Origin of the sequence: Pseudokineococcus sp. 5B2Z-1 (assembly GCF_037482305.1) — a bacterium.
Lineage (GTDB): Bacteria > Actinomycetota > Actinomycetes > Actinomycetales > Quadrisphaeraceae > Pseudokineococcus.
The window spans coordinates 716,494-731,620 of the sequence record NZ_JBBHZG010000002.1 but is presented as its reverse complement, the minus strand read 5'-3'; the positions used below and the strand labels follow the sequence as shown (position 1 = coordinate 731,620).

The 15,127-nt window shown below is 77.3% G+C and carries 13 protein-coding genes; 8 read left to right on the top strand and 5 right to left on the bottom strand.

Annotation, left to right across the window (positions count from 1 at the left end; all coding sequences use genetic code 11):
* Positions 1-49 precede the first annotated feature (49 nt).
* From WDV85_RS07455 to WDV85_RS07445, 3 genes are all read right to left on the bottom strand, one after another.
* Positions 50-847, bottom strand: coding sequence for a DsbA family protein (locus WDV85_RS07455; protein WP_339570029.1), 798 nt, complete (start codon positions 845-847; stop codon positions 50-52).
* Positions 848-958: 111 nt separating this feature from the next.
* On the bottom strand, positions 959-1,384 hold the full coding sequence (locus tag WDV85_RS07450) for a hypothetical protein (protein WP_339570028.1): 426 nt from the start codon (positions 1,382-1,384) through the stop codon (positions 959-961).
* Positions 1,385-1,499: 115 nt separating this feature from the next.
* Entirely contained in the window at positions 1,500-3,713 is a 2,214-nt protein-coding gene (locus WDV85_RS07445) for a serine/threonine-protein kinase (RefSeq protein ID WP_339570027.1), read from the bottom strand.
* Positions 3,714-4,061: 348 nt separating this feature from the next.
* Here WDV85_RS07445 and WDV85_RS07440 point away from each other — a divergent pair, with 348 nt between their 5' ends.
* The 5 genes from WDV85_RS07440 to WDV85_RS07420 all read left to right on the top strand — a co-directional run bounded on the left by WDV85_RS07440 (position 4,062) and on the right by WDV85_RS07420 (position 10,132).
* Positions 4,062-5,561: an alpha,alpha-trehalose-phosphate synthase (UDP-forming) gene (locus WDV85_RS07440; RefSeq protein ID WP_445263260.1), complete on the top strand. Its 1,500-nt coding sequence runs from the start codon at positions 4,062-4,064 to the stop codon at positions 5,559-5,561.
* Positions 5,558-6,361, top strand: coding sequence for a trehalose-phosphatase (otsB, locus tag WDV85_RS07435; RefSeq protein ID WP_339570025.1), 804 nt, complete (start codon positions 5,558-5,560; stop codon positions 6,359-6,361). The genes WDV85_RS07440 and otsB overlap by 4 nt, the downstream gene beginning before the upstream one ends.
* Positions 6,362-6,490: 129 nt before the next feature.
* The gene (locus WDV85_RS07430; protein WP_339570024.1) at positions 6,491-7,330 is read left to right on the top strand and encodes an SDR family oxidoreductase; all 840 of its coding nucleotides are present in this window, start codon (positions 6,491-6,493) and stop codon (positions 7,328-7,330) included.
* A gap of 322 nt (positions 7,331-7,652) precedes the next feature.
* Positions 7,653-8,726, top strand: coding sequence for an ABC transporter ATP-binding protein (locus tag WDV85_RS07425; RefSeq protein ID WP_339570023.1), 1,074 nt, complete (start codon positions 7,653-7,655; stop codon positions 8,724-8,726).
* A 161-nt stretch (positions 8,727-8,887) separates the two neighbouring features.
* Positions 8,888-10,132, top strand: a complete 1,245-nt coding sequence (locus tag WDV85_RS07420; RefSeq protein WP_339570022.1) for a DUF4032 domain-containing protein — start codon at positions 8,888-8,890, stop codon at positions 10,130-10,132.
* A gap of 57 nt (positions 10,133-10,189) precedes the next feature.
* Here WDV85_RS07420 and rlmB read toward each other — a convergent pair whose 3' ends face one another.
* On the bottom strand, positions 10,190-11,161 hold the full coding sequence (rlmB, locus tag WDV85_RS07415) for a 23S rRNA (guanosine(2251)-2'-O)-methyltransferase RlmB (RefSeq protein ID WP_339570021.1): 972 nt from the start codon (positions 11,159-11,161) through the stop codon (positions 10,190-10,192).
* Positions 11,162-11,264: 103 nt separating this feature from the next.
* Positions 11,265-12,689, bottom strand: coding sequence for a cysteine--tRNA ligase (cysS, locus tag WDV85_RS07410; RefSeq protein ID WP_339570020.1), 1,425 nt, complete (start codon positions 12,687-12,689; stop codon positions 11,265-11,267).
* A gap of 207 nt (positions 12,690-12,896) precedes the next feature.
* Here cysS and WDV85_RS07405 point away from each other — a divergent pair, with 207 nt between their 5' ends.
* The 3 genes from WDV85_RS07405 to WDV85_RS07395 all read left to right on the top strand — a co-directional run bounded on the left by WDV85_RS07405 (position 12,897) and on the right by WDV85_RS07395 (position 15,076).
* On the top strand, positions 12,897-13,982 hold the full coding sequence (locus WDV85_RS07405) for an S-(hydroxymethyl)mycothiol dehydrogenase (RefSeq protein WP_445263213.1): 1,086 nt from the start codon (positions 12,897-12,899) through the stop codon (positions 13,980-13,982).
* Positions 13,982-14,629 (top strand): MBL fold metallo-hydrolase, encoded by a 648-nt coding sequence (locus tag WDV85_RS07400; RefSeq protein WP_339570018.1) that lies wholly within the window; start codon positions 13,982-13,984, stop codon positions 14,627-14,629. Before WDV85_RS07405 ends, WDV85_RS07400 begins: the two co-directional genes overlap by 1 nt.
* Before the next feature lie 177 nt (positions 14,630-14,806).
* Positions 14,807-15,076 (top strand): hypothetical protein, encoded by a 270-nt coding sequence (locus WDV85_RS07395; RefSeq protein ID WP_298801192.1) that lies wholly within the window; start codon positions 14,807-14,809, stop codon positions 15,074-15,076.
* The last annotated feature ends 51 nt before the right edge of the window (positions 15,077-15,127 follow it).

Genomic DNA, 15,127 nt, shown 5'->3' with positions numbered 1-15,127 from the left:
CCCCCCCCCCCCCCCGCCTCCGCGTCGCCGCGCGAGCGGCCTGCTCGCGTCAGGAGGTGGCGGTCCCCGCGGTGGCGCCGTCGGTGGCGCCGTCGGTGGCGCCGCCGCCGGCCAGGGCCTGCTCCACGGCCGCCTGGAACTGGTCGGGGTTCGGGAGCACCTGGTCGTCGACGAGGACCGTCGGAGTCCCCTGCACGCGCTCGTCGCGGTCGTCGGTCACCTGGCTCACCCAGTCCGTGTAGCGGCCGCTCGTGATGCAGGCGTCGACGTCGTCCGGCACCCCGGCGTCCGACGCGACGGCTGCGATCTGCTGGTCCGTCAGCCCGCCGGCGCCCTCCTGGGGCTGGTTCTCGTAGAGGGCGTCGTTGAAGGCGCCGAACTGCTCGGGCGCCTCCTCGGCCACGCACACCGCCGCGCTGGCCGCGCGGGCCGAGTAGTCGCCGAGGCGGCGCAGCAGGTCGAGGGGGTAGTACGTCACGGAGATGTCGCCGGCCTCGCGCGCCTGCTCGATGAAGTCGCTGTTCGCGGCCTCGAACTGGGCGCAGAAGGGGCACTGGTAGTCCTGGTAGATGCTCACCGAGACGGGCGCGTCCGCGTCGCCCGTCGTGTAGCCGCCGGACTCGGAGAAGGACGTCGGGACGGCCTGGGGGGCGTCGTCCTCCCCGCCCGAGGCGATGGCGACGACGACGACGGCCACGACCGCCGCCGCGACGAGCCCGGCGATGGTCACCAGCGCCGCGCGGCGCCGCTTCTCCGCGCGCTCCCGCTGCTCGCGCATGGCGCGGGACCGGGCGCGCGCGTCGCTCTGGCGCTCCGCCTTCGTCGGCTTGCGGGGGTCGGGACTCATGCGGTGTGCCTCCTGCGGGCGCTGCTGCTGGTCGGTCGGTGGCGTCGGGCGGTCGGTCGCGCGGACCGGTCGGGACGGGCCGGCGGGCCTCCCCCGAGGAGGACGGTCGGGCTAGAGCCGACGTTCCTCGGAGCGGCGCCGCAGGACGGCGCTCACGGCCGCCGCTGCGACGAGCAGCAGCACCACGGCGACGGTCCCGAGCAGCGGCACGACGATCCCCGTGCCCGTCTCGTCGCGGACGACGCGCTGCACCGACGGGTCCGACGCGGTGGCGGACGGGGCGCTGCCGGACGGGGCGGTGGCGGACGGGGCGGTGGCGGACGGGGCGGTGGCGGACGGGGCGCTGGCGGACGGGGCGCTGGCGGACGGCGGGGCCGAGGGCGCGGCGGCCGGGGGCGACGAGGGCGCGGCGGCCGGCGCGGCGGTCACGGCAGCGGGCGCAGCGCTCGCCGGGGCGGCGGCCGCGGCCGTGGGCCCGGCGAGCAGCGCGGCCACGACGAGGAACCGCGCGCGGCGCGCGGACGGGCGGAGTTGCACGGGGCGAGGCTACGTCGCCGCCCGCGGCGGTCCCCGCGGGCCCGTCGTCGCCGGGGACGCCACCCGCGGAGCGGGCACCGGAGGGCGGCGGGCGGGCGGGCGAGGCCCCGCGTCCTCAGAAACCGGGGGGCGGCGAGGGCAACGGCCCCCAGTCGGGCGCCGCCCCGCCGACGGCGAGCCAGGCGCCCGCCACGACGACGAGCAGGCCGAGGACGACGAGCACGGCGCCGCCGGCACCCGTCGGCGCGGCCCGGCTCACAAGGCCGGCGCCCCGCCGCAGGCGCCCGCCGCCGGGCCCCCACCAGGCGGTGACGACCCCCGCCGTCGCCCCCGCGGCCAGGGTCACCGGGTCGCCCGGGACCACGGCGGCGCCCTCCAGGAGCACCCCGGCGAGGAAGACGACGGCGGCGGCCACGGCGAGCGGCAGGACCAGCTGCAGCACCGCGGGCACCAGCGCGCCCAGCAGCGGCAGGGGCGAGCGCAGGACCGCCAGCGGGACGTCGCCGCGCCGCGGCCCGACGAGCTCGCGCCGCCGGGACACCCAGCGCTGGCTGCGCTCGACCACCCTCGCGACCACGACGACGACCGCCGCGACGAGGACGCCCACGGCCGGCAGGAGCGCCGTGACGGCGACGAGCGCCGCGGCCCAGGCGGCGCGCAGCCCCGGGCGGTCCGGGCGCCGCACCGGCGGCTCGCCCCGCGGCGGCAGAGCGGCGGGGGCGCCCGCCCGGTCGTACCCCTGGCCGTACGCCCGCTCGTACCCGTCTCCCGGCCCGCGCTCGGGCGGCCACGCCGCCGGCGCCGCCCACGGGTCGGCAGCCGGTGCCCGCACCGCCCGGGGCCGCTCCGCCTCGGTCCAGGGCGCCTCGCTCCAGGCCGCCCGGGCCGGGGCCGACGCGTAGGGGGCCGACTCGTGGGGGGCCGACGCGTCGGGGGCCGCCCCGGTCCGGCTCGCTCCCGCGGGGCCCGGGCCCCAGGGGTCGGGACGACCCACCGGGGCCGGCTCAGCGGGAGTCGAGCGGGGCAGCGCGCTCGTGGCGCGCGCGCTCATCGCCGCGGTGCGCCCCTCCTCCGGCTCCTCGCCCCGCCGCGGCGCCCCGGCGGAGCCCCGACCCGCGGCCGGGAGGGCCGTCGTGCTGACGTCGTCCTGCCCGACGAGCCCCTCGTCCTCGTCCCAGGGTCCCTCGTCGGTCTCGTCCCAGGGCCCCTCGTCCTCGTCCGACAGCCCCTGCGCCTCGTCGTCCCAGGGCCCCTCCTCGCCGACGGGCGGCGGGGCGGGCACGGCCGTCGTGGCCGCCGAGCGGGGGTCGGCGCCGTCCGCGCCGTCCGCGAGCGCCGCGTCGTCGGGGTCGTCGTCGGGCTCGGCCCCCGACGGGGCGCCGGCGCCCGGGTCGGCCGCGGCGCGGGGGGCGCCACCGGCCAGGCCCACGAGGGCCGAGGTCGCCGCGGCGTCCCCCGCCGAGGGCCCCGCCCCGCCCGGGTCGCCGCGGCGGGCGGCCTCCGCCAGGTCCTCCACGGCGCGGCGCAGCCAGCCCTCGCGCGGCCGCTCCTCCACGCGCGGGGAGAGCGCGGCGGTCAGCACGGGCACGAGCGGCTCGGGGACGCCGTCGAGGTCCGCGGCTCCCCGCCGCACCCGGTCGAGGACGACGGGCCACGGGCCGCGCCCGAACGGCGGGCGCCCCGTCGCGGCGAAGGCCGTCGTCGCCGCCCACCCCCACCAGTCCGCGGCCGGGCCGGCCTCGGCGCCGTCCGCCAGCTCGGGGGCGAGGTAGCCGGGCGTGCCCATGACGAGGTCCACGCTGGTCAGCCGCACGTCGTCGGCGACCTTGGCGATGCCGAAGTCGATGACCACCGGGTCGCCGTCGAGCATGAGGACGTTGGCGGGCTTGAGGTCGCGGTGGACGACGCCAGCGTCGTGCACGGCGGCGAGCGCCTGGCCGAGGCCGTCGGCGAGGCGGGCCAGGGCGGCCGGGGCGAGCGGCCCCTCCTCCTGCACGTGCTGCTCGAGGCTGCGCCCCGGGACGAACTGGGTGACGACGTACGGCTGCGGCCCGTCGGGGTCGGCGTCGAGGACCTCCGCGACGAGGCGGTGGCGCACCCGGCGCAGGACGGCGACCTCGCGCCGCAGCCGCTCGCGCGCCGACGGGTCGCCGGCGACGTGCGGTCGCAGCACCTTGAGGGCCACGGCCCGGTCGGCGGGGTCCAGGGCCAGGTGGACGACGCCCATGCCGCCCTCGCCGACCTGGTGCACCAGGCGGTAGGGCCCCAGGCGCCGCCCGACCGGGGGTCCTCCTGCGCCGGGGCGCGCCCCCGGACCCCGCTGCTCCACGCGCCCTCCCGCTCCGTCCGCGACCGGTGGTCGCCACGCCCTCGCCGTCCGCCACGGTACGGCGTCCCAGCCGGGCCCCGGGCCGCCGTCGGACGCCCCCGAGGGGCTCGCCGCGGCGTGCGGCCCCGCCGTGGTCGCCACTACGTTCGGGTCGCAGGGGGCCGGCCGCGCCGCGCCCCGCCCCGGCGCCCTCGGCGCCGACCGACCCCGAGGAGGCGCCCGGTGCCCGGCACGCACACGGACGAGCACGAGCCCGCGACCGCCGGCGCCGGCCTGCCGCAGGGCCTGCCCGAGGAGACGCCCGCCCCGGCGGAGGAGGACCTGCCCACCCCGGCGGAGCGGACGCGGGTGCCGGCGGAGGGCGAGGGGTACGACGTCGTCGTCGTCGCCAACCGCCTGGCCGTGGACCGCGACGGCACGGACAAGGACGGGCAGCCACGGTGGAAGCGCTCGCCCGGCGGCCTCGTGACGGCGCTGGAGCCCGTCATGCAGTCCCAGGAAGGCGCCTGGGTCGGCTGGCCCGGCAGCCCGGGCGACGCCGAGGGCGCCGTGAGCGAGCCCTTCGACTGGGGCGGCATGCACCTCGTGCCCGTCTCGCTCTCCGCGGAGGAGGTGCAGGGCTTCTACGAGGGCTTCTCCAACGGCACCCTCTGGCCGCTGTACCACGACGTCATCGTGGCCCCCGAGTACCACCGGCAGTGGTGGGAGGACTACGTCGCCGTCAACGAGCGCTTCGCGACGGCGGCCGCCGAGGTGGCGGCCGAGGGCGCCGTCGTGTGGGTGCAGGACTACCAGCTGCAGCTCGTGCCGGCGATGCTCCGGGCGGCGAGGCCGGACCTGTCCATCGGCTTCTTCAACCACATCCCCTTCCCGCCGTACGAGATCTTCGCCCAGCTGCCGTGGCGGCGGCAGGTCCTCGAGGGCCTCCTCGGCGCCGACCTGCTCGGCTTCCAGCGGCCCGGCGACGCGCAGAACTTCCTCCGCGCCTGCCGCCGGTCGCTGCAGCTCGTCCCGCGCCAGCAGGCCGTCGAGGTGCCGGGACCGGACGGCGGTCGCCGGAGGGTGACCGCCCGCGCCTTCCCGATCTCCATCGACGCCGCGGCCATGGACGAGCTCGCACGCTCCCCCGAGGTCCGCGAGCGGGCCCGCCAGATCCGCGCCGACCTCGGCGACCCCGACACGGTCGTCCTCGGCGTCGACCGCCTCGACTACACCAAGGGCATCGGGCACCGCATCAAGGCCTTCGCCGAGCTCCTCGACGACGGGCTGCTGCGCGCCGACGAGACGATCCTCGTCCAGGTGGCGACGCCGAGCCGCGAGCGCGTCGAGCAGTACCGGCTGCTGCGCGAGGACATCGAGCTGCAGGTCGGCCGCGTCAACGGCGCCCACGGCACCCTCGGCCACCAGGTCGTCCAGTACCTGCACCACAGCTACGGGCGGGAGGAGATGGCGGCGCTCTTCCAGGTCGCCGACGTCATGCTCGTCACGAGCCTGCGCGACGGCATGAACCTCGTCGCCAAGGAGTACGTCGCCGCCCGCCACGACGAGCGGGGCGCGCTCGTGCTCTCGGAGTTCACCGGCGCCGCCGACGAGCTCGGCCAGGCCCTGCACGTCAACCCCCACGACATCGACGGCCTGAAGTCGGCGGTCGTGCAGGCCGTCGTCATGGGCCCGCGCGAGCAGCGCCGCCGGATGCGCTCCCTGCGGCGGCGCGTCTTCGAGCACGACGTCCAGCGGTGGGCGCGCGACTTCCTCGCGGCGCTGCGCCCGGACGTCGGGGCGGACGTCGGCGCCGAGGCGGTCGAGGGCGGCACGAGCGGCTCCGGCGAGCACGGGAGCCGGTCGTGACCGCCGACGCCGGCGCGGCCGGGCGCCTCGACGACGGGCTGGACCAGGCGCTCGCCGCCCTCGCGGCCTCACCGCGGCCGCTCGTGGCGCTGGACTTCGACGGCGTCCTCGCGCCGCTCGTCGACGACCGCGACGCCGCCCGGCCGCTGGAGCGCTCCTCCGCCGCCCTGGCGGCGCTCGCCGCCCTGGAGGGCGAGCGCGCCGTCGCCCTCGCCCTCGTCTCCGGCCGCCCCCTCGCCTCGCTCGTGCCCCTGGCCGCCCCGCCCGCCGCGGCCGCGCTCGTCGGCAGCCACGGCGCGGAGGTGCGCATGCCCGGCGCCGAGGAGCCGAGCGCCCCCCTCGACGCGTGGCAGGAAGCCCTCCTCGGCGACGTCGTGGCGCGGGCCCGCGACGTGGTGGCCGACCACCCCGGCACCGACCTCGAGGTCAAGCCCGCGGGCGCCGTGCTGCACACCCGGACCGCGGACGTGGCGACCGCCTCGGCCGCCCAGCGGGCCCTCGTCGACGGCCCGGGGCGCCTGCCCGGCGTCCGGGTCCTCCGCGGCAAGGACGTCGTCGAGCTCGCCGTCCTCGATGTCGACAAGGGCCGCTCGCTCGAGGCGCTGCGCGAGGACCTCGGCGCCACGGCTGTGCTCTACGCGGGCGACGACGTCACCGACGAGCACGCCTTCGCGGTGCTGCGCGACGGCGACGTGGGCGTCAAGGTCGGCGACGGCGCCACGGCGGCCCGCCACCGCGTCGCCGGGCCCGAGGACGTCGCCCTCCTCCTCGAGCGGGTCCTGGCCCTGCGCACCGGCTGACGCGCTCGGGCCCGGTCGGGGGCGCCCCCTCGCGCGCGGGGCCCGGCGTGCGCGCGGACGGCCCGCCCCCGAGGGTGGAGGGCCGGTCGAGCCCGCGGCCGCCGTCCCGCCCGTCCGCAGGAGGACACCGTGAGCCAGCCCGCCCAGCAGCAGACGCCCCCGGGGTCGACGGCCGCCCTCGACCCGCAGCCCGACCACGGCGAGCGGAGCTACCGCGGCTCCGGGCGCCTCGAGGGGAAGGTCGCGCTCGTCACGGGCGCCGACAGCGGCATCGGGCGCGCCGTCGCCCTCGCGTACGCCCGGGAGGGCGCCGACGTCGCCGTCTCCTACCTCGACGAGCACGACGACGCCCGCGAGACCGCCCGCTGGGTCGAGGAGGCCGGCCGCCGGGTGCTCCTGCTGCCCGGCGACCTGGCGGACCCGCAGCACTGCCGCGACCTCGTGGCCCGGACGGTCGCCGAGCTCGGGCGCCTCGACGTCCTCGTCAACAACGCGGCCTTCCAGATGTCGCGCGAGAGCATCGAGGACGTCCCCGACGAGGAGTGGGACCACACCCTCGCGGTGAACCTCAGCGCCCTCTTTCACCTCACCAAGGCGGCGGTGCCGCACCTGGGCCCGGGCGCCTCGATCATCAACAGCTCGTCGGTGAACTCCGACCAGCCGCCGCCCTCGCTGCTCGCCTACTCGGCGACCAAGGCGGCCATCGCCAACATGTCGGCCGGCCTCGCGCAGTCCCTCGGCGCGCGAGGCGTCCGCGTCAACAGCGTCGCGCCCGGGCCGGTGTGGACGCCGCTCATCCCCTCGACCATGCCGGCCGAGGCCGTCGAGTCCTTCGGCGCGCAGACGCCGCTCGGCCGCCCCGGCCAGCCCGCCGAGCTGGCCCCCGTCTACGTCATGCTCGCGAGCGACGAGGCGAGCTACGTCTCGGGCGCGCGCATCGCCGTCACCGGGGGCACGCCGGTCCTGTAGCCCGCGCCCCTGCGCCGCGGCGCCCCCCGCCCCGCACGGGTCCCGACCCGCCCGCGGCGGTCCCGGGGAGCGCCGCGGTGGTGCATGATGTGCCCGCACGGCGACGTCGCCGTCCCCCCAGGGGCACGGCACGACGCTGCGCCCGCCCGGTGAGCGGCCTCGCAGCAGAGGCCGCGCCCCGGTCGGCCGCGGTCGCGCGCTCGGAGCAGAGCCGCACGCCCGCAACCGCAGTCGCACGCCCGGCACCGAGGGCTCCGCCCTCGACCGCCGCCACCCCTACGACGGATCGTCCGGCACGTACCTGCCGGTGGGAGGACACACCATGGCAACGGTCACCTACGACAAGGCCTCGCGCATCTACCCGGGCGGCGACAAGCCGGCCGTCGACGCGCTGGACCTGCACATCGAGGACGGCGAGTTCCTCGTCCTCGTCGGCCCCTCGGGCTGCGGCAAGTCCACCTCGCTGCGCATGCTCGCCGGCCTGGAGGACATCAACGCGGGCCGCATCATGATCGGCGACCGCGACGTCACCGACGTCCAGCCGAAGGACCGGGACATCGCGATGGTGTTCCAGAACTACGCGCTGTACCCGCACATGACGGTCGCCGACAACATGGGCTTCGCCCTGAAGATCGCCGGCGTCAACAAGGGCGAGATCCGCACCCGCGTCGAGGAGGCCGCCAAGATCCTCGACCTCACGCAGTACCTCGACCGCAAGCCGAAGGCCCTCTCGGGCGGCCAGCGCCAGCGCGTCGCCATGGGCCGCGCGATCGTGCGCCAGCCGCAGGTCTTCCTCATGGACGAGCCGCTGTCGAACCTCGACGCCAAGCTCCGCGTCCAGACCCGCACGCAGATCGCGCAGCTGCAGCGCCGCCTCGGCGTCACCACGGTCTACGTCACGCACGACCAGGTCGAGGCCATGACGATGGGCGACCGCGTCGCCGTCCTCAAGGACGGCCTGCTCCAGCAGGTCGCCACGCCGCGCGAGATGTACGACCGCCCGAAGAACGTCTTCGTCGCGGGCTTCATCGGCTCCCCGGCGATGAACCTCGTCGAGGTGCCCGTCACCGACGGCGGCGTCGTCTTCGGCGACTACACCTACCCCGTCCCGCGCGAGCTGCTCGCCGGTGCCGGCAGCCGCGTCGTCGTGGGCGTGCGCCCCGAGGACCTCGACATCGCCGAGCAGGGCCTCCAGGTGTCGGTGGACGTCGTCGAGGAGCTCGGCGCCGACGCCTACATCTACGGCCGCGCCCACCTGGACGGCACCGAGGGCGAGATCATCGCCCGCGTCGACGGCCGCCGTCCCCCGGAGAAGGGCTCCACGGTGCACCTCGCGCCCAAGCCTGACCACGTGCACCTGTTCTCGGCCACCGACGGCCACCGCCTCGAGGCCTGAGCCCCGCGGCGCACACGCGCGAGCACGCGCAGGAGGGCCGGTCCGCTCGTCGGGCCGGCCCTCCGGCGCGTCCGGTCCGCACCCCGTCGCGGGCGGGCCCTCGTGCGCGCACGCGCCCGGCGCCGCCTCGTCCGGACCCCGGCAGTGGGAGGATCACCAGCATGGCCGGTCTGCAGATCACCGCGGCGGCGCCCGACCCGGCGCTGCTCGACCTCCCCTGGGAGCTGCCGCTCGAGGAGTGGCCGGCCAGCCGCATCGCGGCCCTCCCGCGCGGCATCTCGCGGCACATCGTGCGCTTCGTGCGGATGTCCGACCAGGTCATCGCCATCAAGGAGATCGCCGAGGGCACCGCCCGCCGCGAGTACCAGATGCTGCGGATGCTCGGCCGCCTCGACGTGCCGTCGGTGCACCCGGTCGCCGTCATCTCCGGCCGCGAGGGCCCCGACGGCGAGCCGCTGGAGGCCGCGCTCGTCACGAGCCACCTGCAGTTCTCCCTGCCCTACCGCGCGCTGTTCAGCCAGGTGCTGCGGCCCGACACGGCGACGCGCGCCATCGACGCCCTCGCCGTGCTGCTCGTGCGGCTGCACCTCACGGGCTTCTACTGGGGCGACGTCTCCCTCTCCAACACGCTGTTCCGTCGCGACGCGGGCGCCTTCGCGGCCTACCTCGTCGACGCCGAGACGGGCGAGCTGCACCAGGAGCTCTCGACCGGCCAGCGCGAGTACGACCTCGAGGTCGCGCGGGTCAACATCGCCGGCGAGCTCATGGACCTGCAGGCCGGCGAGCTCCTCGAGATCGACGTCGACCCGCTGTCGAACAGCGAGCACATCATGAGCCGCTACCGCTCCCTGTGGGCCGAGCTCACCGAGACGGAGTCCTTCGAGGCGGGAGACCGCTGGCGCGTGGCGGCGCGCATCGAGCGCCTCAACGACCTCGGCTTCGACGTCGACGAGCTCTCGATCTCGACCGACCTCGACGGCACCCGCGTGAGCATCCAGCCGAAGGTCGTGGACGCCGGCCACCACAGCCGCCGCCTGCTGCGCCTCACGGGCATCGACGCGCAGGAGAACCAGGCCCGGCGCCTGCTCAACGACCTCGACCGCTACGGCGCCGAGAGCGACCAGCAGAACGAGGACGAGGAGATCGTCGCCCACGAGTGGGTGAGCCAGGTCTTCGAGCCCGTCGTCCGCGCCGTCCCCCGCGACCTGCGCCGCAAGCTCGAGCCCGCCGAGGTCTTCCACGAGGTGCTCGAGCACCGTTGGTTCATGAGCGAGCAGCAGCGCCGCGACGTCCCGCTGCTCGAGGCCGTGGGCGCCTACGTCGCCGGGGTGCTCGTGCACCGCCGCGACGAGGCGGCCTTCCTCGGCCAGGACACGAGCCCGCTGGACGCCGTCGAGAGCCTGTAGGCCCGGAGGTGCGGCGCCGCCCCTGACGGCGTCCCACCCCCGGCCCGGGGGTGCGGCTCAGCCGCGGCGGCGCGCCACCTCGTAGAGCGCGACGCCGGCCGCGACGCCCGCGTTGAGCGACTCCGTCTCCGCGCCCATGGGGATGGAGACGACCTGGTCGCAGGTCTCGCGCACGAGGCGGCCGAGGCCCTTGCCCTCGGACCCGACGACGAGGACGACGGGCCCGGTGGCGAGCTCGAGCTCGGGCAGCACGACGTCGCCCTCCGCGTCGAGGCCCACGACGAAGAGCCCCGCCGCCTTGAGCTGCTCGAGCGCGCGCACGAGGTTGCCGACGCGCGCCACGGGCACGCGGGCGGCCGCGCCGGCCGACGTCTTCCACGCCGAGGCCGTGACCCCGGCCGAGCGGCGCTCGGGCAGCAGGACGCCGTGCCCGCCGAAGGCCGCCGTCGAGCGGAGGACGGCGCCGAGGTTGCGGGGGTCGGTGATGCCGTCCAGCGCGACGACGAGCGCGGGCCGGTCGCTGCCCGCGGCGGCCTCGAGGAGGTCGTCGACGTCGGCGTACTCGTAGGGCGGCACCTGGAGGGCCAGGCCTTGGTGCACCGCGCCGTCGGTGAGGCGGTCGAGGTCGGTCCGCGAGGCCTCGAGCAGCGGGACGCCGCGGTCGGCGGCCGTCTTGATGGCCTCGCGGGTGCGGTCGTCGGACTCCGTGCGCGCCGCGACGTACAGCGCCGTGGCGGGGATGCCGGCGCGGAGGGCCTCGACGACCGAGTTGCGGCCCGCGACGACCTCGGTGCTGCCCGCGCCGCCGCGGCGGCGCGACTGCCCCGCGGGGCGCCCCCCGCCTCCGCCACCGCGCTTCGCCGCGGCCTGCGCCCGCTTGTGCGCCGCGTGGTAGACGCGGTCCTCGGCCTTCGGCGTGGGCCCCTTGCCCTCGAGGGCGCGGCGCCCGCGGCCGCCGCTGCCGACGACGGCGCCCTTCTTCGACCCGGCGCGGCGCACGGCGCCGCGCCGCTGGCTGTTGCCGGCCACTGGTGCTCCTGACTGCTCGGGGTGCTGCTCGGGTGACGTGCTGACGAGTGCTGTCGGTGCGGTGCTGGGGCTCCGGCGCCGCGGGCCTGGTCCTCGGGGCCCCTCAGGCGTCCTCGGCCCAGGACCAGCGGGCGCCGTCGGGGGTGTCCTCCACGGCGATGCCGAGCCCGGCGAGCCGGTCGCGCACGCCGTCGGCCGTCGCGAAGTCGCGCTGCTCGCGCGCCGCCTGGCGGCGCACGAGCTCGGCGGCGACGAGCTGGTCCAGCGCCTGCTCGGCCCGGCCGGACGCCCCCGCGGCGGCGTCCCAGTGCGGGTCGAGCGGGTTGAGCCCGAGCACGTCGAGCATCGCGACGACCCGCTGGGCCGCCGCCTGCGCGGCGGCGCCGTCACCGGCGTCCAGCGCGGTGTTGCCCGCCCGCACGGTCTCGTGGACGACCGCGACGGCGGCCGGGACGTTGAGGTCGTCGTCGAGCGCCGCGCGGAAGGCCGCCGGGAACTCCATGGTGAAGGCCGCGTCGGCCGCCCCCGGCGCCTGCCGGGCGCGGCGGAGGAAGCCCTCGACGCGCTCCAGCGCCCGGCCGGCCTCGACGAGGTGGTCCGGCGAGTACTCGATCATCGAGCGGTAGTGCGCCGTCCCCAGCGCGTACCGCAGCGCCAGCGGGCGCGCGCCCGAGGCGAGCACCGCGTCGACGACGAGGGAGTTGCCGAGCGACTTGCTCATCTTCTCCCCGCCCACGGTGACCCAGCCGTTGTGGAGCCAGGTCGTGGCGAAGGCGTCGCCCGCGGCGCGGGACTGGGCCTGCTCGTTCTCGTGGTGCGGGAAGCGCAGGTCGAGGCCACCCGCGTGGACGTCGAAGGCACGGCCCAGGTAGCGCCGCGCCATCGCCGAGCACTCGAGGTGCCAGCCCGGGCGGCCGCGCCCCCAGCGCGAGGGCCAGCTGGCCGCCTCGCCCTCCTTGGCGCCCTTCCACAGCGCGAAGTCGCGGGGGTCGCGCTTGCCCCGCGGGTCGGCGTCGGCGGCCGGCTCCATGTCCGCCAGCGACTGGTGCGTCAGCGACCCGTAGTCCGGCCACGAGCGGACGTCGAAGTAGACGTCGCCGCTGCCGTCGGGCGCCGGGTAGGCGTGCCCGGCCGCGACGATCTCGTCGACCATCTCGAGCATCTCGGTGACGTGCCCGGTGGCGCGCGGCTCGTACGTCGGGCGGCGGACGCCGAGGGCGTCGTAGGCCCGCGTGAAGGCCTGCTCGTGGCGCGAGGCCCACGCCCACCAGGGCACGCCCGCCGCGGCGGACTTGTCGAGGATCTTGTCGTCGACGTCCGTGACGTTGCGGATGAAGACCACCCGCAGGCCGTGCCCGGCCTCGAGCCAGCGCGCGAGGACGTCGAAGGCGATGCCGGACCGGACGTGGCCGATGTGCGGGGGCGCCTGCACCGTGGCCCCGCAGAGGTAGACGGAGACCTCACCGGGCACCAGGGGGGAGAGCTCGCGCAGCTCCCCGGTGGCGGTGTCGTGCAGGCGCAGGCTCACCCCGCGAGGCTACCGGCGCCGTCGCCCCGCTCGGCCCGCCCGCTCGGCCCCTCGCCTCCCGCCCTCACCTCTGGCCCCGCACCTCGCCCCCGCACCGCGGCCCCGCACCGGGCGCCGCTGCGCCCGGCTGGCTAGGGTCGGCCCCTCGGGGTCGGCGCTGACCGCCGGCCCTGCCGCACGCACGCCGCCGCAGGATCGGAGATCGGGATGCCGCACACCGTCCAGGGGGTGGTCTCCCGCGCGAAGGGGGCCCCCGTCGAGCTCGTGGACGTCGTCGTCCCCGACCCGGGGCCGGGCGACGCCGTCGTCGACGTCCAGGCGTGCGGCGTCTGCCACACCGACCTGCACTACCGCGACGGCGGCATCGGCGACGACTACCCCTACCTCCTCGGCCACGAGGCCGCCGGGCGCGTGTCGGCCGTCGGCGAGGGCGTCGTCGGGCTCGAGGTCGGCGACTTCGTCGTCCTCAACTGGCGCGCCGTCTGCGGCGTCTGCCGCGCCTGCGCCGCCGGCAAGCCCTGGTACTGCTTCGACACCCGCAACGCCAGCACGCCGATGACGCTGGCCGACGGCACCCCGCTGTCGCCCGCGCTCGGCATCGGCGCCTTCGCGAGCAAGACGCTGGTCGCGGCCGGGCAGTGCACGAAGGTCGACGAGCGGCTCCCCGCCGAGCAGGCGGGCCTGCTCGGCTGCGGCGTCATGGCCGGCTTCGGCGCGGCCGTCAACACCGGCGCCGTCACCCGCGGGCAGTCCGTGGCCGTCATCGGCTGCGGCGGCGTCGGGGACGCGGCGATCGCCGGCGCCCGCCTCGCCGGGGCGACGACCGTGGTCGCGGTCGACGTCGAGAACCGGAAGCTGGAGTGGGCGAAGGGCTTCGGCGCGACGCACACCGTGAACAGCCGGTCCGAGGACGTCGTCGCCCGCGTGCAGGAGATCTGCGGCGGCGTGGGGGCCGACCTCGTCGTCGACGCCGTAGGCCGCCCCGAGACCTACCGCCAGGCGTTCGGGGCCCGCGACCTCGCCGGCACCGTCGTGCTCGTCGGCGTGCCGAACCCCGAGCACGTCGTCGAGCTGCCGATGGGCGACGTCTTCGGCCGCGGCGGCGCGCTGAAGTCGTCCTGGTACGGCGACTGCCTGCCGAGCCGCGACTTCCCGATGCTCGCCGACCTGGCGCTGCAGGGCCGCTTCCCCCTCGCCGACTTCGTCTCCGAGACGGTCGGGATCGGGGACGTCGAGGACGCCTTCGCGAAGATGCAGCGCGGCGACGTCCTGCGCTCGGTCGTGGTGCTCTGATGGCGCCCTCCGGCTCCGGCGGCGTGCGCGTCGAGCACCTCACGACCTCGGGGACCTTCAGCCTCGACGGCGGCACGTGGGACGTCGACAACAACGTGTGGCTGCTCGGGGACGACGAGGAGGTGCTGGTCGTGGACGCCCCGCACGCGCTCGCGCCCATCGCCGAGGCGGTCGGCACGCGCCGCGTCGTGGCCGTCGTCTGCACCCACGCCCACGACGACCACGTCACGGTCGCCCCCGACCTCGGCGAGCGCTTCGCCGCGCCCGTCCTGCTGCACCCCGGCGACATGGGCCTGTGGTCGATGGCGCACCCGACCCGCGCGCCCAGCGGGGCGCTGGCCGACGGCGAGGTCATCACCGTCGCGGGGGTCGACGTCCACGTCCTCCACACCCCGGGGCACTCCCCCGGCTCGGTGTGCCTGCACGTGCCCGAGCTCGGCGTCGTCTTCACCGGCGACACGCTCTTCGCGGGCGGGCCGGGGGCCACGGGCCGCTCCTACAGCGACTTCCCGACGATCATCACCTCGATCCGGGAGCGGCTGCTCGCGCTGCCGCCCGAGACGGAGGTCCGCACGGGCCACGGCGAAGGCACGACGATCGGCGACGAGGCCCCCCACCTGCAGGAGTGGGTCGACCGGGGCCGCTGACGCCCCCTCCCGGCGGCCACCCCTCACGACGGCGCCTCCCGACCGGGCCTCCCGACGACCGGACCCGGCTGGCGTGCGGGCGCCGGGCGTCGTAGGGATGGGGGGTGCGCCCCGCGCACCGCTCGACCAGCACCGAGAGCACGAGACGACGACCGACCACCGACTCCTGGAGGAGCCATGAGCACGAGCTCTGACGACATCGAGGGCCCCGCGGACAGCGGCGCGGGCGAGGGCGTCCCCGGCCAGCACGACGGCGGCGCGGACGGCGGCGCCGAGGGCCCCGCGGACTCCGGTGCGGGCGACGGCACGCCCGGCCAGCACGACGGCGGCGCCGACGGGGGTGCCGACGGCGGCGCCGAGGACGCCGTCGAGGGCCCTGCCGACGCGGGCGCCGGCGAGACCGGGATCCCCGGCCACCACGACGGCGGCGCGGACGGCAGCGCCTGACGTGACGGCCCTGCACGAGGACCGGGTGGCCGGGCGCGAGCCCGGCCACCC

Excerpts from the sequence above, each read along its gene's own strand:
- WDV85_RS07400 (WP_339570018.1), top strand. The coding sequence starts at position 13,982 with ATGGCGCCCTCCGGCTCCGGCGGCGTGCGCGTCGAGCACCTCACGACC.
- WDV85_RS07395 (WP_298801192.1), top strand. The coding sequence starts at position 14,807 with ATGAGCACGAGCTCTGACGACATCGAGGGCCCCGCGGACAGCGGCGCG.
- WDV85_RS07405 (WP_445263213.1), top strand. The coding sequence starts at position 12,897 with ATGCCGCACACCGTCCAGGGGGTGGTCTCCCGCGCGAAGGGGGCCCCC.
- WDV85_RS07425 (WP_339570023.1), top strand. The coding sequence starts at position 7,653 with ATGGCAACGGTCACCTACGACAAGGCCTCGCGCATCTACCCGGGCGGC.
- WDV85_RS07455 (WP_339570029.1), bottom strand. The coding sequence starts at position 847 with ATGAGTCCCGACCCCCGCAAGCCGACGAAGGCGGAGCGCCAGAGCGAC.
- WDV85_RS07420 (WP_339570022.1), top strand. The coding sequence starts at position 8,888 with ATGGCCGGTCTGCAGATCACCGCGGCGGCGCCCGACCCGGCGCTGCTC.